This window comes from Streptomyces colwelliae (assembly GCF_048158785.1).
Lineage (GTDB): Bacteria > Actinomycetota > Actinomycetes > Streptomycetales > Streptomycetaceae > Streptomyces.
Genome location: NZ_JBLTJC010000175.1, coordinates 1 through 21,048, shown reverse-complemented (window position 1 = coordinate 21,048; position 21,048 = coordinate 1). Strand labels below are relative to the sequence as shown.

22 protein-coding genes are annotated in these 21,048 nt (G+C 68.6%); 16 read left to right on the top strand and 6 right to left on the bottom strand.

What is annotated here, in order from left to right; genetic code table 11:
- Positions 1-79: 79 nt before the first annotated feature.
- From ACNFOC_RS30805 to ACNFOC_RS30795, 3 genes are read left to right on the top strand one after another with little or no spacing between them, the layout of a single operon-like run.
- Positions 80-913, top strand: a complete 834-nt coding sequence (locus ACNFOC_RS30805) for a DUF6083 domain-containing protein (protein ID WP_416962328.1) — start codon at positions 80-82, stop codon at positions 911-913.
- The gene (locus ACNFOC_RS30800) at positions 910-1,392 is read left to right on the top strand and encodes a hypothetical protein (RefSeq protein ID WP_416962327.1); all 483 of its coding nucleotides are present in this window, start codon (positions 910-912) and stop codon (positions 1,390-1,392) included. Before ACNFOC_RS30805 ends, ACNFOC_RS30800 begins: the two co-directional genes overlap by 4 nt.
- Positions 1,389-2,849, top strand: a complete 1,461-nt coding sequence (locus ACNFOC_RS30795; protein WP_416962326.1) for a UvrD-helicase domain-containing protein — start codon at positions 1,389-1,391, stop codon at positions 2,847-2,849. Before ACNFOC_RS30800 ends, ACNFOC_RS30795 begins: the two co-directional genes overlap by 4 nt.
- 135 nt (positions 2,850-2,984) lie before the next feature.
- On the opposite strand, the gene ACNFOC_RS30790 is transcribed toward ACNFOC_RS30795, so the two are convergent.
- On the bottom strand, positions 2,985-3,530 hold the full coding sequence (locus ACNFOC_RS30790; protein WP_416962325.1) for an ATP-binding protein: 546 nt from the start codon (positions 3,528-3,530) through the stop codon (positions 2,985-2,987).
- A 202-nt stretch (positions 3,531-3,732) separates the two neighbouring features.
- Here ACNFOC_RS30790 and ACNFOC_RS30785 point away from each other — a divergent pair, with 202 nt between their 5' ends.
- Together ACNFOC_RS30785 and ACNFOC_RS30780 are read left to right on the top strand one after the other, a co-directional pair.
- Positions 3,733-3,969, top strand: coding sequence for a DUF397 domain-containing protein (locus ACNFOC_RS30785; RefSeq protein WP_416962324.1), 237 nt, complete (start codon positions 3,733-3,735; stop codon positions 3,967-3,969).
- A gap of 87 nt (positions 3,970-4,056) precedes the next feature.
- On the top strand, positions 4,057-4,959 hold the full coding sequence (locus tag ACNFOC_RS30780; protein ID WP_416962323.1) for a DUF5753 domain-containing protein: 903 nt from the start codon (positions 4,057-4,059) through the stop codon (positions 4,957-4,959).
- Between the two features lie 26 nt (positions 4,960-4,985).
- Here the strand turns inward: ACNFOC_RS30780 and ACNFOC_RS30775 are convergent, their stop codons facing one another.
- From ACNFOC_RS30775 to ACNFOC_RS30765, 3 genes are all read right to left on the bottom strand, one after another.
- Positions 4,986-5,777 carry an SAM-dependent methyltransferase gene (locus tag ACNFOC_RS30775; RefSeq protein ID WP_416962322.1) on the bottom strand — a complete coding sequence of 264 codons (792 nt, stop codon included), beginning with the start codon at positions 5,775-5,777 and terminating at the stop codon, positions 4,986-4,988.
- A 187-nt stretch (positions 5,778-5,964) separates the two neighbouring features.
- Entirely contained in the window at positions 5,965-6,498 is a 534-nt protein-coding gene (locus ACNFOC_RS30770) for a sigma-70 region 4 domain-containing protein (protein ID WP_416962321.1), read from the bottom strand.
- A 29-nt stretch (positions 6,499-6,527) separates the two neighbouring features.
- Positions 6,528-7,601, bottom strand: coding sequence for a helix-turn-helix domain-containing protein (locus tag ACNFOC_RS30765; RefSeq protein WP_416962320.1), 1,074 nt, complete (start codon positions 7,599-7,601; stop codon positions 6,528-6,530).
- A gap of 1,086 nt (positions 7,602-8,687) precedes the next feature.
- Between ACNFOC_RS30765 and ACNFOC_RS30760 the strand changes: the two genes are divergently transcribed.
- On the top strand, positions 8,688-8,933 hold the full coding sequence (locus ACNFOC_RS30760) for a DUF3761 domain-containing protein (protein WP_416962319.1): 246 nt from the start codon (positions 8,688-8,690) through the stop codon (positions 8,931-8,933).
- 276 nt (positions 8,934-9,209) lie between these two features.
- Complete coding sequence (locus ACNFOC_RS30755) at positions 9,210-9,872, top strand: hypothetical protein (RefSeq protein WP_416962318.1); 663 nt, start codon at positions 9,210-9,212, stop codon at positions 9,870-9,872.
- A 145-nt stretch (positions 9,873-10,017) separates the two neighbouring features.
- Here the strand turns inward: ACNFOC_RS30755 and ACNFOC_RS30750 are convergent, their stop codons facing one another.
- Positions 10,018-10,701, bottom strand: coding sequence for an HNH endonuclease family protein (locus ACNFOC_RS30750; protein ID WP_416962317.1), 684 nt, complete (start codon positions 10,699-10,701; stop codon positions 10,018-10,020).
- 262 nt (positions 10,702-10,963) lie between these two features.
- On the opposite strand from ACNFOC_RS30750, the gene ACNFOC_RS30745 reads away from it, so the two are divergent.
- The 9 genes from ACNFOC_RS30745 (at position 10,964) to ACNFOC_RS30705 (ending at position 19,935) form a co-directional block, all read left to right on the top strand.
- Positions 10,964-11,167, top strand: coding sequence for a hypothetical protein (locus tag ACNFOC_RS30745; protein ID WP_416962316.1), 204 nt, complete (start codon positions 10,964-10,966; stop codon positions 11,165-11,167).
- A 602-nt stretch (positions 11,168-11,769) separates the two neighbouring features.
- The gene (locus ACNFOC_RS30740; RefSeq protein ID WP_416962315.1) at positions 11,770-12,909 is read left to right on the top strand and encodes a nucleoid-associated protein; all 1,140 of its coding nucleotides are present in this window, start codon (positions 11,770-11,772) and stop codon (positions 12,907-12,909) included.
- Positions 12,890-13,891 (top strand): RelA/SpoT-related domain-containing protein, encoded by a 1,002-nt coding sequence (locus tag ACNFOC_RS30735; protein WP_416962314.1) that lies wholly within the window; start codon positions 12,890-12,892, stop codon positions 13,889-13,891. The genes ACNFOC_RS30740 and ACNFOC_RS30735 overlap by 20 nt, the downstream gene beginning before the upstream one ends.
- Complete coding sequence (locus ACNFOC_RS30730) at positions 13,888-14,517, top strand: hypothetical protein (RefSeq protein ID WP_416962313.1); 630 nt, start codon at positions 13,888-13,890, stop codon at positions 14,515-14,517. Before ACNFOC_RS30735 ends, ACNFOC_RS30730 begins: the two co-directional genes overlap by 4 nt.
- Before the next feature lie 115 nt (positions 14,518-14,632).
- Positions 14,633-17,122 carry a DEAD/DEAH box helicase gene (locus tag ACNFOC_RS30725; protein ID WP_416962312.1) on the top strand — a complete coding sequence of 830 codons (2,490 nt, stop codon included), beginning with the start codon at positions 14,633-14,635 and terminating at the stop codon, positions 17,120-17,122.
- Between the two features lie 223 nt (positions 17,123-17,345).
- Positions 17,346-17,678, top strand: a complete 333-nt coding sequence (locus tag ACNFOC_RS30720; RefSeq protein WP_416962311.1) for a hypothetical protein — start codon at positions 17,346-17,348, stop codon at positions 17,676-17,678.
- Entirely contained in the window at positions 17,659-18,090 is a 432-nt protein-coding gene (locus ACNFOC_RS30715; protein ID WP_416962310.1) for a patatin-like phospholipase family protein, read from the top strand. The genes ACNFOC_RS30720 and ACNFOC_RS30715 overlap by 20 nt, the downstream gene beginning before the upstream one ends.
- Positions 18,091-18,224: 134 nt before the next feature.
- Complete coding sequence (locus ACNFOC_RS30710) at positions 18,225-18,668, top strand: RrF2 family transcriptional regulator (protein ID WP_416962309.1); 444 nt, start codon at positions 18,225-18,227, stop codon at positions 18,666-18,668.
- A gap of 76 nt (positions 18,669-18,744) precedes the next feature.
- Positions 18,745-19,935, top strand: a complete 1,191-nt coding sequence (locus tag ACNFOC_RS30705; protein WP_416962308.1) for a globin domain-containing protein — start codon at positions 18,745-18,747, stop codon at positions 19,933-19,935.
- Between the two features lie 116 nt (positions 19,936-20,051).
- Here ACNFOC_RS30705 and ACNFOC_RS30700 read toward each other — a convergent pair whose 3' ends face one another.
- Positions 20,052-20,597 carry a hypothetical protein gene (locus ACNFOC_RS30700; protein ID WP_416962307.1) on the bottom strand — a complete coding sequence of 182 codons (546 nt, stop codon included), beginning with the start codon at positions 20,595-20,597 and terminating at the stop codon, positions 20,052-20,054.
- Positions 20,598-21,048 lie beyond the last annotated feature (451 nt).

Below are 21,048 nucleotides of genomic sequence, written 5' to 3'. Positions count from 1 at the left end.
CTCGCGCGTCTCGTCGCCCGGCTCACCCTCTCCGACCGCAGCCCCCTCTCACTCGACTGAGTCTCACCAAGGGATCGCCGTGCCGAACCACACCCCCATGACCGGCTGCCTGCCCGCCTTCGGCCGGGCCGGCACCAGTCCCAGCCGCCTACTACGCGCCGGCCAGAGCCGCTGCTGCCGCCAGTGCGGCAACCGCATCGATCTCTACCAGCGCACCGACCAGCGGCCCATCGCCCTCCACCCGGCCGAACTGGCCGTCGCCGACGTCCCCGAATCCTGCCGCTGGCATCTGAGCGGCGGTATCGCCCACCCGCACGGTGACGGCAACGACTGGTGCCGCGTCCCGCATGCCCTGCTCTGCCCCCGCCGCACCCTCACCTGCCGCACCGCCCCGGGCCTCGAAGCGATCCGACGCCAACTCGCCGTCCGCACCCGCCGCATGATCGACACCGGCGTCTTCGCCCCGGCCCCGGCCACCAGCACACAACCCGCCACCGCCACCGACACCGGCGAACCCGACCGCCCCGTCGTGCAGATCCTGCTCTGCCGCTACCTCGCCGAACACCCCCTCAACGATCTGCGCTGCGTGGCCCAGACCCGCCACCGACACCGCTGCGCCCACACGGTCCCTGCCCCCACCGGTCCGACCGGGACCTGGAGACTGCTGCCAGCCACGGCGAAGCGCGGCCAACTCGCTTTGCCCGACGGACTGATGGCCGTCTACGACCTCGGCAAGCTCCCCTACAGCGAGCAACTGCGCTGGCGCGCCCAACGCTGCCCCGCACACGCCGCAGCCCCCGGTGCCGCTGAACTCGCCCTGGCCGGATGGCAGGCCTTCGACCCACTCATGCACGCGGCACACATCCACACCCGACTGCCCCACCCCCAGGCCCGCAGGCAGGGGAGGGGATGACGATGCCGCACCACGCCCTGGAAATCGTGCTCACCCGCCCCCTGGGCCTGGCCGAACGCCGCGGCGCCGCCCGCGTACTGCCGTTCGCCGCCAACCACGACGCCACCCGACTCATGGCCCTCGTGCACGCCAAGACCCCTCACCAGGCCGCCCGCAGGCTGCGCCACCGGTTCGGGGCACGGCTGCCCATCGACGTGATCACCACGCACTACCCGGACGCCGACCACAAGGTGCTGCTCAACGTCGCCTTCCCGCCCGCCGCCCACGCCGTCCTCAAGACTGAAGCCCGCCGCGCGAACCAGAGTCCTGAACGCTTTGTGGAACTGGCCCTGCACCGGGCCCTGGCCCAGCGCGCCGACCAGGAGACCGACCGCCTCGACCGGGCGGTACGCGAACTCCTGGCCCACACCACCCCCGCCCACCTGCTGGCCGCCGTCGGGCACGCCCTCACCCGGCTCCCTGAGAGGCCCACGCCATGAAACCGACCGACGAACAGGCAGCAGCAGCCGACGCCTTCCAGGTCGGTGACCACCTCGCCTTGCAGGCCGGTGCTGGCACTGGCAAGACCACCACCCTCGCCCTCCTCGCCCACGCCACCCGGCGCCGCGGCCGCTACCTCGCCTTCAACCGGCCCGTCGCCCAGGCGGCAGGCGCCCGCTTCCCGAACACCGTCCAGTGCAGGACCGCGCATGCCCTGGCCTACGGGGCCGTCGGCCACCGCTACACCCGCCGCCTGAACGCGCCGCGCCGTCCGGCCTGGCAGACCGGGCAAGCCCTCGGCATCACCAAAGCCATCCGCATCGGCGACTGCGAGGTGACCCAAAAGGCCCTCTCCAACGCCACGCTGCGCACCGTCTCCCGCTTCTGTCACACCGCGGACGAGGCCATCACCCGCCATCACGTGCCCCCACTGCGCGGCCTGGAACATACCGACCTGCACGCCCAACTCGCCGCTCACATCGTGCCGTTCGCCCGCAAGGCCTGGGTCGACTTGCAACACCCGGACGACGGCGCGGTCCGCTTCGAGCACGACCACTACCTGAAGATCTGGGCCCTCACCCGGCCGCGCATCCAGACCGATTTTCTGCTCCTGGACGAGGCGCAGGACACTAACCCCGTCGTCGAACAGGTCTTCCTCAGCCAGCGCGACCATGCCCAGCTCGTCATGGTCGGCGATTCCGCCCAGGCCATCTACCACTGGCGCGGCGCCAAAGACGTCATGACCGGCTTCGACGGCACTCAGCTGACCCTGTCCCAGTCCTTCCGCTTCGGCCCCCTCCTCGCCGAGGAGGCCAACCGTTGGCTGCACCTGGCCGACGCCCCTCTCCGTTTGACCGGCACCCCCGCCGTGCCCACCGAACTCGGCCCCCTCACCCAGCCTGACGTGGTGCTGTGCCGCACCAACGTCGGCGCCATGGCACACGTCATGGGCCTGATGACCGCCGGATGCCGGGTCGCGCTGGTCGGGGGAGGAGACAGCCTGCGCGCCCTGGCCCTGGCCGCCCGCGACCTGAAAGACGGCCGCCGCACCACCCACCCCGAACTGATCCTGTTCCCTTCCTGGGGCGAACTGCAGGACTACGCCGCCCACGACCCGGCCGGCCGCGACCTACAGCCCCTGATCGACCTCGTCGACACCCACGGCACCGACGCCATCCTCACCGCCGTCGCCCGGCTCGTGCCCGAACAGCACGCCCAGGTGACCGTATCGACCGCCCACAAAGCCAAAGGCCGCGAATGGCCCCGCGTGACGATCGCAGACGATTTCACCCCGCCCAAGGACACCGACCAGCAGGATGCCGAAGGCCGGGCCGTACCCGGACCCATCGACGACGCAGACGCCCGCCTCGCCTACGTCGCGGTCACCCGTGCCCGCTCCCGCCTCGATCTCGGAGGCCTGTCCTGGATCCATGACCATCCCCACGGATCACCATGACACCGCACGCAGCTTTCCACGGATGACCCGCCACAACACGGGGCGGGTGCGACCGGCCCTCTTCCACGGAACAGACACGGCCCGGTTCGACTGCTGCAGACGGTCGTCGTTGAGCCGTCACGGTGCTTCGACCGGTCAGCAGCGGGGGTTGGTGATACGGGCCCAGACGGTTTTCCCGTCGGGGTCGGTCTGCGCGTAGCCCCACTGACTGGCCAATGCCTCTACAACAAGCAGACCGCGGCCTGCTTCTGACAGATGCTCCGGATGACAGCGGGCAGGGGGAGCCGAACTGGGATCGGTCACGGCGCACACCAGCGCACCGCCGGTGCGGGCCACGCCCAGCCATGCCTTGCTGCGTGCGTCGCCGCATCCGGCCAGCGCGTGCAGCACTGCGTTGGTGGTGAGCTCGTTGACCACCGCCGTCATGTCGTCGGCGAGCATGTCGAGTCCCCAGGCACTGATGGTCTCGCGCACGAAGCGGCGGACGATTTTCAGACTGGTGGGCTCGCAGGTGAAGGCCCGGGCAGCGAAGTCGGCCGTACTGATTCCCAGCGCAAGTCCCCAGTCTGGTGCGGTCGGTGGGACCAGTGGGATGTTCTCCAGCAGGCGACGGTTCGAAGAAAGGAGTGGAATTTCGGTTCCTGCGGCCTGGCTGAGTGCCTCTACCGCGTGTACTGCCACTGTTCATCCCCCCGAAGACGTCCAGTTTTGCGGGCCGCACAACTTGCCCCGACTGGTTAGTATCCGCCTCGCCCCGCCCTGGGTGCAATTGCATCAGTGACTTGCATCCGAACGAGAAGGGGAGGGAACGCTTGTACTCAGCAAGGAGAACAGCACGGACCAGAGATGAGAGAAATTCGGACAGGGTCGAAGGAAGGCGGACATGGTGCAGATCACCAACGGTGTCCCGGCGGATTCCCTGCGCGATGTGACGTGGCTGAAAAGCCGTCACAGCACGGCTGACGGAAACTGTGTCGAACTGGCCTTACTGGGCGGAGGCTCTGTGGCGGTACGCAACTCCCGTGATCCGCACGGTCCTGCGCTGGTGTACACGCGGGCGGAGATCGCGGCCTTCATCGCGGGGGCGAAGGACGGCGAGTTCGACCTGATCGCCAGCTAACACCAGGCAGAAAAAGCCCAATTGGGCCCTTGCCGGACGGCATCCTGCGAAACTGACGCTCGTCGTCTGCCCTTCACAGGAGACCCCATGCCCGCGCCCGCCCCTCCGGTCGATGCCCTCACGCTCGAGTACTACCTCGCCGCCTCCGCGCGCAGCCCGATCGCGCTGCGCCTGGTGCTGGGGCACCTTCTGCGCACACTGCGCAAGGCAGCCGGCATCGAAGCGGAGGCGGCGGGCCGGTCCATCCGCGGCTCGGAAGCCAAGATCTCCCGGATGGAGCGTGCTCTGGTCACCTGCAAGCACGACGACGTGAGGGACCTGCTCACCCTCTACGGCGTCACCGACCTCCACGCCCATGCCCGCTTCGCGGAGATGGTGCGCATCTCCCGGCAGCCCGGGTGGTGGCATCGCTTCGACGGGGTCCTGCCCGACTGGTGCGGCAAACTGATCGGCCTGCAGGAGGCCGCCTCCACCATCCGCACCTACGAGGTCCAGCTGGTGCCCGGGCTGCTGCAGACACCCGCCTATACCGAGGCGCTCGTGCGCCAGGCCTACCCCCAGGCTCCGCAGCAGGAGGTCGACGACCGGGTAGAGCTGCGGATGATCCGGCAGCAAGTCCTTGCCCGCCAGGACCCGCCCCGTCTGTGGGCGGTCCTCGACGAGGCCGTTCTGCACCGGCCCATGGGTGGCGAGCAGGTTATGCGCGAACAGCTGCGGCATCTGATGAGGATGGCGCAGCTCGCCCACATCACGATCCAGATCGCACCGTTCAACCGGCCCGGCTGCATCGCTGCCGGTTTCCCGATCACGCACCTGCGCTTTGATCTTCCCCCGCTGCCCGACATCGTCTACCTCGAGCAGCTGCGGGACGCCGAGTACATGGACAAGCCCGAGGAGACCCAGCACTATCGCGGTGTCCTGGACGGCCTGGCCCAGGCCGCGCTCTCCCCGCACGAAAGCCTCGACCTGCTCGAGTACACCCTCAGCTGAACTCCAGGCGGCTCTCGCGCCGTAGGTCAGGGCACCAGGGCCACACCGCCGTGCTCGGCCCACGTCCGGCTGCCGGCATCCGCCAGGCGGTCACTGCCCGGCCGCCACCGGCCGATATCGACCAGCCCCGGTGTGAGCAGCCGCAGCGCGGCGAAGAACGGCTCGACCTCCGCGCGCGGACGTACTCGCCCCCACCGCGCCCCGGCAGCCTCCCGCAGCACTGCACCGGCCTGCCGCCGTACGCCGGCGTCCTCACTGACCAGGTGGCTGGCCGCGACAAGGCTTCCCGGCGCGAGCAGGCCGGCCGCCTGCTCCAGTACCGTGGCCGGGGCTGCGGATTCGGGGATCGTGTGGAGCACGGACACGAACAGCACCGCCACCGGCAGGGTGATGTCGATCAGTTGGCACACCGCCGGGTCGGACAGCAGCTGCGCTGTCTGCAGCGGGCCGGCCCGCACGACCAGGGTGCGCCGCCGTTCCTCCCACAATGCCCTGGTGTGGGCGAGCACCAGCGGGTCCTCGGCGGCATAGACGACCCGCGCCCGTGCATCGATGCTCTGGGCGACCTGGTGCATCGCCACCGGGGTGGGAAACCCGGCGCCGAAGACTACGAACTGGCGCACCTTGTACTCCCGCGCCAGGTGACTGGTCACCCGCAGCAGGAACCGGTGCGCGGAATCGGCAACATGCCGCGCGGCGGGCACTAGGTGCAGCAGCCGCTCACACGCCTCCCGGTCGGCGGGATAGTGATCCTTGCCGCCCAGCAGGCAGTTCGTCATCCGGGCAAGATTCGGCGACGCGACGTCGAGGACGTCCAACCGCGGCACCCGCCCGCGTTCCAATGCGGCACCCCACCCCGTCTTGGCACCCGCAGCATGCTGCGGACACTCCATGGTAGGAAAGCCGCACCCGGCCGGGATAGTTCTTCGTAGAATCATTCGCCACGGCCCGAAGTGCGCTACAACAAAGACTCTGACGTCCGCTGTCACCGGCGTGCGCGGTCCTCTACGGCTGTGCTCCTGCGGGCGCCGCTGTCCACCGGCCCGGCAGCGCCCGCTGCGCCATCCGCAGTTGGGAGGCGACCGCCGGAGCCTCGACCCCCATCAACTCGGCCGCCTCCTTCTCGCTCAAGTCCAGCCGGCAGCGCAGGATCACCGCATCCGCCTGTGCCCGCGGCAGCAGTTGGTGCACCGCATCCGCCGACTGCGCGGTCCCGGCCTTGCGGCCGCGCAGTGCAGAAGCGATGAGCGTGTCCAGCAGCCGCCACGCCACCGCCGCCGGACGGGGACTGCTGATGACCGTCGGCCAGATCGTGGCGAGATTGCCCAGGACGGCCTCCACGACCTGACGGCTCATCCATGCATCCTGCACCCGCTCCCGCGTGTAGTGCAGATAACGGTCCTGGTGCAGCAGACAGAACGCCGTGTACTCCAGCGGCAGGACCAACTCGATCACCGGCTGCGGAGCATCGCCCGGGGACCGCTGCGGACAGGACGCCCGCACCGGCACCTCACCGCGGCGGCGCAAAGAAACGAACATGGCACCTCTCTCCGGGGACACGGGAAGCATCAGGGGGACTCGGAACGTGCGGCAGGCAACTGTCCGGGACCCTCCGGAGGGTCCAGACAGAGCAGGAACGTGTAATGGACGGCCTCCCACAGCGGCCGCACGTCCGCCGGCCAGCCGCCCAGCGCGGTCACCAGCGCCGCCGTCTGCTCCCAGCCCGCAACCATCTCGCCGCCCAGGATCTCGCTGACCGCCTGCGTACTCAGCGCCCCACGCGTGGCCTTGCGCACCACCCCGAATGGCGGGCGCCCCGCGGCCAGATGCAGTCCCCGCAGCGCTGCCTGCAGACGGGCCACCGCATCGGGAATCGCATACCGCCCCGGCGGCACCATCCCGTGCGCGCTCTCGAACAGCACACTCAGCTCGGCAGGATCACCACGGAACAGTTCGACCAGGGTGCACACCACCGGCCAGGTCGGCGTGCGCTCACCCGAGAGAATCCGCGAGATGTACGACGGCGACAACGAGGTCTGCTCGGCCACCTCCCTGAACGTCAGCCCGCTGGCCCGTTGCAGATACGACAGAGCCGAGGCCAGCTTCACCGATGCCCGTTCGGCCGCCTGCGACAGCAGCCTGCCCTCCGCGTCACCCAGCCCCGACACGACGGGCACGGAGGGCTGCCGCACCGCGGCCCGCTCCCCGGCCCGCCGCTTCAGCCGCTCCTTGACCCGGCTCTCCGGCCACCGGGTGCGCGCCGTCGTCGCGCTCACCCGGGCGGCATCGGCAACCTGCTCCCAGCTCGCCCCCAGATTGCGGGCATCCTGGACCGCCGCAGCCCGGTAGTAGTCCACCTCACGGGCCACCTCGTCCGCGCAGCGCAGCAGTTCCGTCAAAGACCGTGCGTCGTACTCGGCCTCCAGCAGCGCCGCAGACAGCGCCTGCAGATCCTCCGCGATCCGCCGGCCCAGCGGGAGCGCACTGTGCTCCTGCCGCTCCAGGTGGCCATCCCGCTCACGCTGCGCCTTACGGCGGCAGTCGATGCTGCAGTACTCCCTCTTCCGGCCGGGGCCGTTCCTCCGGATAAACCGCTCCTGGCAGTAGCGGCAACTGTCATAGCGGGGACTGGTACCCGCCATCGTTCCTCCCACGTGCATGTGGCCGTTTCTCTCCCAGGTGCGTCACTTCTTACGCACCTGGAAGAGGAACTCGGCATTCCCAAAGCAGCAGTACCGGCTGCCGCCTCGACGGGTGGCGGCGCGCCCAGAAGCCCGCCGCCACCCTCAAGGCTGCTCAGCTCAGCCGAAAACGCTGGTAGGAGCAGCGCGACTGACGCATCGTCGCCAACAGACCTGCCACCACAGCTGCGGTGGCAGGTGCTGTCCACCACCCGAGGATCAGAATCAGAGGCAGCACGACAACAGCCAGGAACACGCTCGCCTGCGCCGTGACAGTCCAGGCACTCGCGATACGCGTTTCATGCCGGGGAAGACGCGGAATGCTAGCGTCGTCGCGAGTTGCCGCCCGGATGAGAGCGGCGACGGAAAACGGGTCAAGCACGGGGCACTTACCTGCCTTTCTTGGTCTCGTCGATGAGGGACCCCGGAGTTGGTAGCGAGCCTGCCCGGGGTTTCCTCGCGTCAACGGACGGTAGTGCCTTCGTCACGCCCGGCGCTATATAAACGGTTCATCGCGCAAAGTTCGAACGCCGCGATGGTGACTAATTGCCGGAAGCGGCCGAGGCGAACACGCGAGTGCTTTCAGGTCTGCCTGAATCGGACCGAAGATGACCGCGACTGACCAGTCGAGCGATCTTCCTGCTTGAATGCAGAACGGCGCTGGGATCCCGTCCTATTGAGCCTCCCCTTATGCGCCCCGCGCACAACCCCCTGCGGGTCGAGAGGGGATCCGCCCGCCGCGCCAGTCCTCCGCCTCATTCTGTTTGCGCAAATTTCGGAGGCTGCCCTCGGGAAGAGGCTGCCCGGCGTCAACCACGATGCCCACCCACCCGCCGCGCAGGCGGGAGAGAAGCGCATACCCCTGTGGGTGCGAGGCGCCGCCGCAGAGTTGAAAGCGCCCTGGTTCGCCCGCTTGTTCGCGCGCTTCGAACCCGGTGCGACGGCTCTGCTACGAGCGTCACCGCTGCGTGACGGTCCGCCGGGTCTGTCCGGGTGCCGCAGTCGGCGGATGCATGCTCGCCTCTCCGAACCACCAGAAGGGGAATCATGCTGACGAAAGTCCGGGGCGCAGTTGCGGCGGCAGTGATGGCGGGGGCGCTCCTGGTGCCCGTAGCTGTGGCGACCGATGCGGCGGCCGCGTCCTGCGCGCGGCACACGACGGGCGTCTGCAAGGCGAACTCGCCGCATCCGCGCGGCGCTACCGCGAAGTGCAAGGACGGCTCGTACTCCTACAGTGCCCACGCTCGTGGGACGTGCTCGCACCACCGGGGCGTCAAGTACTGGTACCGGTAGGCGGCACACAGACTCGGCCAGCCCCAGAGCGTCCCGCTGCGGCACCCAGCCGCACCGCATCGAAATCCATCAGCGGGCAGATACAGGCGCAAGGCCTGCCCGCCGCTTGAACACGGCCCCCGTCCCGCAGTGGGCGAGACGGGGGCCGCGCGTTGCACGCCGCCCCGCGGCGCGCTGTGCGACGGCAGTGCGCCTTCGCGCGGCACCCCGCGCGGTAGGCCGGCAGTCGGGTAGGGCAGCATCTGCTCAGCCATCGCCTGCTCGTGAGGGGTCGTCATGCGTTCCACCCGCCGTGCCGCATCATCTGTCCTGCTCACCTGCCTGGTTCTTGCGGGCTGCTCCCCTACGTCGCTGGGCGGTTCCGCGGCGTCCGAGAGCGCGAGTGCTACATCGGGTGCGTCAGGCGCCGGCGGGGCCGGGCGGGCGATTGCGGTGGGGGCGGGTCCGCAGAAGACGTACACGGTGCAGAAACAGCCGGCCGCGGGCACCTGCCACTACCGGTATCTCAAGGGCGAGCCGATCGAGGATCCCAAGTGCACGCCGGGCGCGGTCTCCCCGGCGGTGACCCAGTCGAATCTGAAGTCGACGATCTGCCGCAAGGGCGGCTACACCTCCGGCATCCGGCCCTCCACCTCGGTCACCGGCAGGGAGAAGAAGCTGAACGCCGCCTCCTACGGCTTCACCGGACGCATGGGCGATGCGGAGTACGACCACCTGATCAGCCTGCAGTTGGGCGGGGATCCCAACGACTACCGCAACTTGTGGGTGGAGCCGGCCGACCCCGGCCACAAGAGGGGCTCGGGGGTCAACAACGCGAAGGATCCGGTGGAGACGAAGCTGCACGCGGCGGTCTGCAAGGGCACCGTCACCCTCGCCGCCGCGCAGAAGGCGATCGTCACCGACTGGACCACTGCCCTGAGCCGTCTCGGCCTCGGCTGAGGAGCCGCGCCAGGCGATCGAGCCACAACTCGCCCTGGTGCAGGCGCAACTTTCCGCCGGAGGCGGCGCGCCCGGGCGACGGTATGAGACCGTGGCAGCCATCCGGTCCGCAGCTTTCCCCCGTAGCGGCGGACCGGAGTCGCGCTTACCGGGCGAGGGTGACGGTGATCGGCCGGTCGGGGCAGTCGGCGAGCTGCTGGGTGAGCGCGTCGCGCTCGATGGCGTCGATGCTCAGGCCCCAACGGGTCTTGTCGGCGATCCAGTCGGTGTCGTACTGGCAGCGATAGCCCGCGTACGGGGGCAGCCACTCGCTGGGGTCCTTGTCGGCCTTGGAGCGGTTGCTGGCCGCGGACACCGCGATCAGGTCGCGGGCGTCGTCCAGGTCGTTTGCGTACAACTCGCGTTCTTTCGCGGTCCATTGGGATGCTCCGGAATCCCAGGCCTCGGCGAGCGGCACGAGGTGGTCGACATCCAGTTTGCTCGCGCTGTCGAGGTAGCGGTCGTCGTAGGGGGAGTACCAACTTCCCCCGGTCAGTGCACAGTTGGGCCCTTGGGCCGGGGCGGTGACGGCTTCGGCCTTGAGGACCTCGGCCCTCGTGTTGCAGCCGTCCCGGTCCGCGTCGGTCCAGTGCTTGAACTTGGTGCGCTCGTAGCCGGTGCGGTTCTCGCTCTGGAGGGGAAGTGCGGCCAGGGCGTCACGGACGGGCAGCACCACGGTGTCGCCGGGGGCGGCTGCGTGCTCGGCTGCGTGGGCGGTGGCGGGGGTGAGCAGGACGGCGAGCACGGACAGCGCGGCGGCGACTGTCCGGGCGGCGGGAGCGAAGCGCACGACGGGGTTCCCTCTCGAAGATCACAAACGGTCTGTGATCTTCGTAGTGGAACGGCCGCCGCTCCGGCGCCGATCCTGCTTCACCTCACTCGCACGGACGAGTAGTCACACTCCGCAGGTCTCAGCCGAGGTGGTCGTCGGCCCAGGCGGCGAGTTCGGCAGGGCGGAATCAGGAGACGGTCTGGGGACAGACGCATGATCGTGGACGTGTGCCGGGGCGACGACGAAAACCCCCTCTCCCAGTGCCACGGACCGGGATCGGATGGCGGTGTGCACCTCGGGGCCCCTGCTCGCGCAGTGGGGCTGCACCGTCGCGCCGGGTGTCCGGCTGTGCACCCTCGCTGAGGTCATCGAGTACCTGGGGGCCGGTGACCGGACCGGGATCGTCGATGGCACGGAGATCCGTGTGCGACGCCCGGCCGCAGGCCGCAAGGACTGGGACAGATTCGTCTCCAGCAAGACCTAGCAGAATGCCGTGAAGGCCATGGTCCTCACGGACACCGAGGGACACGTGCTGTTCTGCAGCCCGGTCCGGCCAGGCAACTGCGCCGACATCATCCAGGCCCGACAGGTCAGACTGGCCCAGTTCTTGGCCGGCGGCCCGTTCGTGTAGATCCTCGCGGGCGCCGGCTACCAGGGCATGGGCGCGCAGACAGGCGGACGCGTGATGACGCCCCCACATCGTAAGTTCAAGAAGAACGATCCCGCATGGTGCGAGGCAAGCGCTACTGCAGACCCGAATTGTGTCTACCCGGCCCCACCACAGGGCAGTCAATCCGCCCCTGAAGCCCGCCTTGCTTCACGCAGTACCGGACGGAACGCTCCTGCGCCACACGCACAAAAGAGGTCACGCAGATATGACTTGGAGGACACGAGTCGTTATTGGCCACTACGCTCACTCATGACAGAGCGTCAGCAACACGGCCGGGGGGAGCCTGCCGTGCACGACGCTCCCGAGGGTGTTCCAGACGAGCGCCTCATTTCCGCAGTGCCCCGATCGGGATCAGCGTCTGCGGCCTTCCCCGGCGCCGCCACTTCGGGGGCGCCCGGCCATACTCCGAGGTAGACATGCGTACGGATTTTGGTGAACTCGTCATCGAGCAGGCCATCGTGCATTCGGTGCCCACTCGAGCGAAGACCGACCCCAGAAACTACACGGTCGAGCTCAGCGACGAGGCCAGCTCGCTGTCGGACAAGGTCCAAAGTGCGCTGGAAAAGCGGCTGGTCAAGATCTTGAACGCTCATGCCTGCTCAGTGACGGAGGATCCTGAACCCAAGTCCCCGCTGCCGGACTGGGTGCGGGACTTCATGGCCGAAGAACAGGATCTCGTCGAGGTGTCGGGCCATCTGGCCCGACACCTCCAGGACTGCCAGACCGGCTCCGCCTCCCGCGGGTTGCTGGTGGTCGCCCAGGTCCGGTTGGCCCGGCAACGCGCCCTGCTGCTGGTGAAGTTGGAGCAGGAGACCGGCATGCAGGCCCGGCGTGTCGGTGGAGAGGGTAAACGGACCTTCGACGTCCAGTTCTACGCCGACCTTCTGTTCACGGAGAAGGCCAACGTCTTCAAACTGGCGCTGTTCACCGCAGACAGCGTCAAGGCAGACCTGTTGCAGGGCTGGGCCGCCGACCGGCAGCGCTCCAGCCGGCGCATGGCAACCTTCTTCCTGCACAACTTCCTGGGCTGCACGTTCACGGAGGACCCGGCCGAGTTGACCGGAAGGTTCCACGACATTGCGCTCAAGTGGGTCAACAGCCGCCTGAGCGAGCCAGCGGACTCCCAAGCCCGCATCGACTACACCCTGGCGATTCTGTCCGAGCTCCAAAGCACCCCGGAGACCATCAACCCCCGTGAGTTCGCCGACCGGAACATGAGAGGAACTCACAGGAGAGAGTTCCTCGAGCACCTGTCGGAGAACGGCATCCCAGAGCAGACCTTCGTCAAGGACACGGAGCTGATCGATCCGCGCCTGCAGAAGATGCGAGTCGATTTCTCCAGCGGTGCCTTCCTCGTCGCTCCCCTGGACGCTGTGGAGGAAACCGTGACGTTCGAGGCCATGGAAGACGGCAGCACCAAGGCCACCGTGACGGGCGAGGTCAGCAACACCCAGGGGTTCACGCCGCCCGGAGCCCGCAGCAAGAAGACCAGTGCGGCCACACAGACGACGGTCACCAGCCCGATGGAAGACAGCCGTGACACTGACGGTCAATGAGGCCTTCCACCGCTACCTGGCGGAAGAGCCCCGCATCAAGGAAGCCGCCCGGCGCACTGCCGACCACATACGCCAGCGTGCCGTTCGCGACCAAGTCGACTGCGTCGTCTCCCAGCGTGTCAAAGACGTAGGACGATACGTCGCCAAGATCCACCGCAAGGATTACAAGGACCCCTGGAAAGACGTCACCGACAAGGTGGGAGTGCGGATCACAGTCCGCCATCCCGGCCTGTTCGATCCGGCTCTCGGCCTGGTCAAGGACGCCTTCGGTGTCGGTGACGACGTTGTCCAGGACTACCGCCTCATGCTGCCGGGCCGCGAAGACCGCTTCGAGTACCCCAGACTGCACGTCCAGGTCCCGGCCGTCGGCGACTACACAGACCCGGACGGACATCCGTACGAGTGCGAGATCCAGATCCGCACCCCTGTCGTCGACGTCTGGGCCAACGACTACCACCGCCTCGCCTACAAGCCCCCCGGCAACCTGCGGATCCCCTCCGATGTCAGTCGTGCGCTGTACCGTGCATTTGCCCTGGTAGAGCTGTACGACGCAGAGATCGGGCGGGTGATGGAGGTGTTGGATCAGCACCCCGATTTCACCCGTGGCAACAGACTTTTCGCCGAGACAGAACGCATCTACCGCACGTTTGCCCAACACTCCTTCGACAGGGAACTCTCCCACGAGGTCATCGACGTACTCCACCACGCGATCCCCGACGACATCAGCGGCTACAACTACCGGCTGTTCGAGTTCGCCGAGCGTTACCGCGACCGACTGGCCCGCGACTACCTCCAGTTCGGCCCGACCAGCGATCACTTCCTCGAGGACGGCCGGTACATATTGGCCTCACAGCCGGAAAGTCTGATCATCTTCGAGCGCCTCGACTACGACCACTTCACCCTGCGGGACCTTTGGGATGAAGGACCGTTTGCCGACACCATGCTCTACGACATGGCAGAAATCTGGGGGATAGACCTGTGACTCAACCACCGCAGCCCGAGCTTTCCCCTGTCGTGGCCGCCACCGCCATGTTCGTCGAAGTCCTGGTCGTCGGCATCGGTTTCCTCACCGCCCTGGGCATCCTGACTGCTGCCATAGCCGGTCCTGGCAACAGTCGAGGCCTGGCCCCCGTGGCGGGCACACCCCTTGCCGCCGGCGCAGCCCTCGCGTTCGCCTACGCCCTGGGCATCCTGATCGACCGAGCCGCCGACGCCGCCCTGGCCCCCGTCCGACGCCGCCTGCGCACCCAGTCCTTCCCTACTTCCGCCGCCTATGCCCAGGCACGCCTCAGACTCGCCGAGATTCCGGCCCTGGCAGCCCGGGCTGACTACGCGCGCTCCCGCCTGAGGATCTGCCGCGGCTGGATGTTCAACAGCATCCTGCTCACCCTGGCCACCGACCTGGCCCTATGGCGGTACCCCGTCGAACACCGGCCCCTGCTTCTTGCCACGGCAACCGTCCTGCTCACCCTGGCCGCCGTCGGCTTCTACCTGTCGTGGCACACCATCACCGCCACCAGCTACCGCAAACTAGCCGCGCAGACCACGTCCGCTGCCACACAGACCGTGCCCTCTCCACTCCCGGCACCCGCACCCCAGACCCCCTGACCGCCTGCAGCACCCGGACGACCGCACACGTCGTACGCGAGGGACAGCCGGGACGGCGGGGGAGGCCTGACAGAATCGGATATCGCCTCCTGCCACGCCCCGCCCGGAGACTGCCTTGGACCCGTCCCTGCCACCGGCGGCTGATCAGCAGCCGCTCACCGCCCAGGATCTGCACGGCCTAGGGTTGGACCTGCCCTCATCCCGGGGGCGGCGCAAACCCCTGCCCCTGCATAAGGACCAGCAAGAGGCCCTACGCAGGATCCTCAAGCATCTCCACCGGCCCGGCACCCGCGGCCTGTACGTCGCCGCGACCGGCACCGGCAAGACCCTCGTAGCCAGCCGAGCCGCCCATCAGCTGGCGCGCCGTCTGCTGTTCGTCGTCCCCACCCTCGACCTCGCGGCACAGACCGCCCTGGCCCTGCGCCGCGACGGCCACCGAGAGCCCCTCGTCATCGTTTCCTCCATGGACGCAGCCGCCCACGACGCCCTGGCCCAGGCCCGCATCGCCTCTGTAACCGACTACCGCCTCCTGGCCTCCCTCCTCGCCGCCGTCGGCACGGGACCTGGAGCGCTGCCCGGTCTGACGGCGGTGTGCACCTACGACTCCCTCGACAAGATCGAGAACACCCAGCACACCCCCCACCAAGTCCCCGCCTTCGACCTCGCGGTCATGGACGAAGCCCACCGGATCGCCGGCCGGGCCGACAAGAAATGGGCCGCGGTCCACGACGCCACACGCATCCGCGCCGACCGCCGCCTCTACATGACGGCCACCCCGCGCATCTTTGCCGCACCCGACCTGGCCGAGTCCGCGGACCTCTCCCGCCCGCGCGGTCGCCTGCCCACGGCGGGGGAGGGGAGCGACGCCCGCGCCAACTCCATGGACAACTCCGCCGTCTACGGCAAGAAGATCTTCGAATACACCCTCGCCCAGGCCATCGACGACGACAGGGTCGCGGACTACCGCATCATCGTCCCCACCCTCACCGACGACGACCTCCGCAGGCGTCTCAACCTGCCCGCCCCCGGCACCACTGCGGATCAACAGCCCGCCACCGACGAGGCCCTGCGGACCACCGCCCTGCACCTGGCTGTCCTCAAAGCCATGACCACCCACCAGCAGCGGCGCGTCCTGGTCTACTTCAACCTGGTCGAGGACGCCAAACGCTTCGCCCGCGAACTGCCCCACACCCTGCGCCGCCTGCGCTCCCAGGCCCCCGACCTGTGCCCCGACATCAGCCCTGAGGTCTTCTTCGTCCACGGCGACATGCCCTCCGCGCAACGCGCGGGCACCTTCGCCCAGTTCGCAGCCTCACCACGGGCCGTCCTGGCCAACGCCAAAGTCATCGCCGAAGGCGTCGACATCCCCAGCGTCGACGCGATCGTCTTCGCCGACCCCACCCGCAGCGTCATCCGCTGCGTCCAGGCCCTCGGCCGCGCCCTGCGCCTGTCCGTCAGCGGCAAGATCGCCAGCCTCGTCGTCCCTGTCTACATCCCACCGGGCACCGACCCCACCGACATCCTCGGTACCGCCTACGAACCGGTCTGGGCCATCAGCACCGCCCTGGCCAGCCACGACCACCGCATCCTCGAGCGTCTCCCCGACAAGGCCAACCGCCTGCCTAAAGAGATCAGTGGCCTGATCCAGCACCGCTGGCACTTCGACTTCACCGTTCACCCCGAGCACATCGCCCGCGCCCTCGACCTCACCTCCTTCAACCCCCACGACACGGCCCTCTCCCGCTCCCGCCTCGCTGGCCTCGCTGCAGCCCAGGCCTACCACGACATCCACCACCACCTCGACGTCCCCGCCGACTGCACCGACTCCTACGGCTACGCCCTGGGCACCTTCATCACCACCATGCGCGACGCCCGCACCGCCGGCCGCCTCGACGCCGAATGGATCGCCGAACTCGACGCCCTGGACATGATCTGGGACAAACACGACGCCGCATGGCGCGCCCAGCTCACCGCTGCCGCCGACTACCAACGAGCCCACGGCCACCTCGCCATCCCCGCCACCACTCCCACCGGCGCCTGGCTCGCCGAGCAGCGCTCCCTGGCCGCCCGCACCCAGCTCAACCCAGCCCGCCTGGCCGACCTCGAAGCCATCGACCCGGACTGGCAACTACCGCACGGAGCGGACTGGCACCGCAAATACCATCTGCTGCGCGCCCATCTGGCCGCCGGCAACGACCCCGCCGTCCTCCGCCACGACACCGTCGCGGGCACTGTCAAAATCGGCAGCTGGCTCAACCGCCAGCTCACCCGCTGGCAGACTCTCGCGCCCGGCCAGCAGGACCTTCTGACCCGGATCGGCCTGACTCCCGACATCCATCCCCTCACCGCAGCCCGCCGCCCCCGCCGTACCTTCGCCCAGACCGTTCAGATCCTCGAGGTTTTCCTGCACCGCGAGCGTCGTGCTCCCACCGCCCGCGAGGAGATCACCGTCGACGGCGAGCACGTCAAGATCGGGCCGTGGCTCGCCAAGACCCGCACCAAACACCGCTCCGGCCAGCTCCCTGCCCAACAAGCAGCCCTGGTCGCAGCCCTGTTCGACGGTGACTGGACCGGCGAGGCCGCACCACCCGCAGAATTCACCTGAGAACGTCTGCCAGCAGTCGCGAACTCCGCCGCCGGGAATATCGCCACCCGCCTGAAGCCTTGCAGCGGCATCGAACCGGAATCCAATGGTCGTGGGGGACAGGGATGAAGAACGAACACGCGCTGGTCATCGGCGGCGGCGGAGTGGCCGGTATCGCCTGGGCGACGGGTGTGCTGCTGGTCTGGCTGACGCCGGGGTCGATGTCACCGACGCGGACTTCCTGTTGGGCACCTCGGCCGGGTCGGTGGTGGCTGCGCAGATCACCAGCAGCGTAGGGCTGCCGGCGCTTTTCCAGGCCCAGGTTGACCCCGCGCTCCAGCGGGAGGAGCTGACGCCGCGGGAAGGCGCGCTTGTAGAAGTCTTCGAGTTCGGCGCGAAGGTGGAAGCCGAGGTCACCGACCCGGTGGAACGCCTGCGCCGGATGGGCGAGATGGGACTGGCCGCCGAGACCGTGCCGGAGGCCGAGCGGCGGTCCGTCATCGAGATCCGGCTGCCGTCTCACGCGTGGCCGGAGCGCAATCTGGCCCGTCGTCGCCGTGAACGCCGTCACGGGTGAGACCCGGGTCTTCGACCGTACCTCCGGCGTGGGCCTGGTGGACGCCGTGACCGCGAGTTGTGCCATCCCCGGTGTCTGGCCTGCCGCGACGGTCGGCGACGCCCGTTACTTCGACGGCGGCGTCCGTTCCTTCACCAACCTCGATCTCGGGGCAGGGCACGCCCGCACTCTCGTCATCGCTCCGATGCCCGCCCCCGTACTCGAAGCCGATACCGCCTCGATCGCCGAGTACGGCGGCCTCATCGAGGTCATCGTCCCTGACGAGGCCGCTTTCGCGGCCTTCGGCGCCGATCCGCTGGCCCCCGCCAGCAGGACCCCCGCGGGCCACGCCGGTTTCGCCCAGGGCCGGGCGGCCGCGCAGGCTGTAGCCGCGCTGTGGGACAAGTCGCAGCACACGCCGGGACGGCAGTAGCCGCCACCGAGCGCGTCAGCCCTCTGCGACAGCCAGTCATCCGGTACACCGAGGGGCTCCTGGCCGCCCCCGGTCTCTGACGACCGCCCACTCGGTAATTCGCATCTCAGATGAAACATTAGTAGCGTACGGCCATGCGGCTGACGCGATTCACGGATCTCGCCCTGCGCGTACTGATGCGCCTCGGCGTTGAGGAGAGCGACGTTCCCACAACGCGCCAGGTCGCTGCCGCGATGGACGTCCCGTACACGCACGCGGCGAAGGCCGTCGCCAGGCTGCAGCGCCTGGGGCTGATCGACGCGCGGCGCGGCCGCGGCGGCGGGCTCGCACTGACCGCCGCCGGGCGCACAGCCTCCATCGGCGGTCTCGTGCGGGAACTCGAAGGGTCAGGAGACGTCGTGGATTGCGAGGGCGCGACGCCCTGCCCACTGCGGTCGGCTTGCCGGTTGCGCAGTGCGTTGCGCCAGGCGCAGGAGGCGTTCTTCACCTCACTCGACCCGCTGACCCTTGCCGATCTCGTCAGGTCACCGACGGGACCGCTTCTGGTGGGCCTCTCTCTCACATCCAGCACGGACTGACCCAGACACCCAGGCCGGTCAGCGGTCCACCACAGCTTTAAATATGCATCTTGAATACCTATTAAGGAGCCTGTTCATGCTCACCGACCAGTCGGCCGTCGTCGTCCGCGCCACACTTCCCGCTGTCGGCGCCGCCATCGAGGAGATCTCTGGGCGGTTCTACGACCGGATCTTCGCCGCCCACCCGGGGTTGCTGCGTGACCTGTTCAACCGCGGCAACCAGGCATCCGGTGCCCAGCGGCAAGCGCTCGCGGGCTCGATCGCGGCCTTCGCCACCCACCTGGCGGAGCACCCGTACGACCGGCCCGATGTGATGCTGAGCCGGATCGCCCACAAGCACGCGTCGCTCGGAGTACGTGCCGATCAGTACCCGGTCGTGCACGAGCACCTCTTCGCCGCCATCACCGAGGTGCTCGGCGACGTGCTCACCCCCGAGGTGGCACGAGCCTGGAACGAGGTGTACTGGCTGATGGCGAACGCGCTCATCGCCGTCGAGGCACGGCTGTACGCGGAGCAGGGCGTCATCGAGGGCGAGGCGTGGCGGGAGTGGGAGGTCGTGGCCCGCACCGAGGAGACCGCCGACGTCGCCTCCTTCCTCCTGAGCCCGGCCGACGGCAACCCCGCGCCCGCCTTCAAGGCCGGCCAGTACGTCTCCGTACAGGTCCAACTCGCCGACGGCGCACGGCAGATACGCCAGTACAGCCTCACCGGCGCGCCCGACGCGGCGACCCGGTCCATCGCGGTCAAGCGCGTACTCGGCGCCGACGGCTCGCCCGACGGGGAGGTCTCGAACCACTTGCACATCCACGTCCGCGCCGGCGACAGGCTGCGCGTCTCGGCGCCCTACGGCGATCTCGTCCTGAAGGCCGACGGCGCACCGCTCCTGCTGGCATCGGCCGGCATAGGCTGCACTCCGATCCTTGCCATGCTGGTGGATCTGGCGGCGACCGGACACCCGTGCCCGGTGACGGTCGTGCACGCCGACCGATCCCCGGAAACCCACCCGCTGCGCGCCATGCACAAGGCGCTCACCACCAAGCTCCCCGACGCCACCGCCCACTTCTGGTACGAGCGCCCCAGTGCCGGCCACCGCTCCGGCTGGGCCGATCTCACGGACGTACCCGTCGTGCCCGGTACTCGCGCCTATCTCTGCGGCCCGCTGCCCTTCATGCGCGCGATGCGTACGCAACTGCTCGACAAGGGTGTCGCGGCAGCCAACGTTCACTACGAGGTGTTCGGCCCGGATCTGTGGCTGGCCCAGTCGTGACGGTCTGTCTCATGGGCAGGCCCGTGAGACAGACCGGCCGTGCCGTTCCGCAGCAGGAACTGACGTGCCGGTACCCGGTATGTGCGCTACCTGCATGGAGTTCGGCGCTGTCCGCTTCAGGCGCGGGATGCCCGCGGACCGGCGTTGGTGCGGTGGGGCAGGAGCATCCAGGCGGTGAGCTGGATGCGTTCGCTGGCGGGATCGTCGGTGATGCCGTGGGCGGTGGCGACTTGCCGGCGGGCATAGTCGAGGAGTTCCCACACGAGGTGGAGCTCGGCGGGCGCGACGCGCGCGGAGGGCGGGGCAGGAGCGTCGTTCTGGCGGGTATTGAGCCACTGTTCGAGGTCGAGGTGCGCCTGGCCGAGGCAGCGGGCGGCGTCCAGGGTGATGGCCTGGTGGCGGGGGTGTCCGTAGACGCGGGCGAAGGCGGTGATGCGGCGCTGGTCGTGCTCGGGCTTGAAGGCGGAGCCCCAGATGGTGATCCGCCGGCCGTCGAGGTTGCCGCCGACTTGTTCGCGGGCGAGGTCGATCATGCGCTCGCGGCGACGGTTGTTGATCGCGTCGACCTCGCGGAGGATCGTCAGGGCCTGCTCAACGAACGTTCGTCGCCCGCACGAAGCGACCGGGCAGGCGAAGCGGCGGACCCGCAGACAGAGCAGCACCCGGCGCCCCGCCCTGGGAACATCCGCAGGTAGGAGCTATGAACCCGGATCGACCAGTTCCCGCAGCCCGAACACGCCGAACCGGCCGTTGTGCTGCGGGCCTCGACTCGTATCGTCTCGTTGCTCACGTCCACCGACACGTCCGCGATCGACGGGAACAGCAACTCTTCCAGCCGGAGGACCACTTCTTCCACGGTCCCGAACTGTCAGGTACTCGAGGTCACCACTGATCATTTTCGGGCGACTTTCAGGAGCCCAACACGACCACGAACCGTGACTCAGCGTGCGCAGGTCACGGAACTTGGCTCTGTCGCTGATTTGGGGGTGTCAGCCGGTTGATCAAGGTGACAGGAGGATGCGGCGTCGCAGGAGGTCGAAGTTGGCCCGGCCGTACATCTGTCTCTTCAGCAGCTTGATTCTGGTGACGTTGCCTTCGACTGCTCCCGAAGTG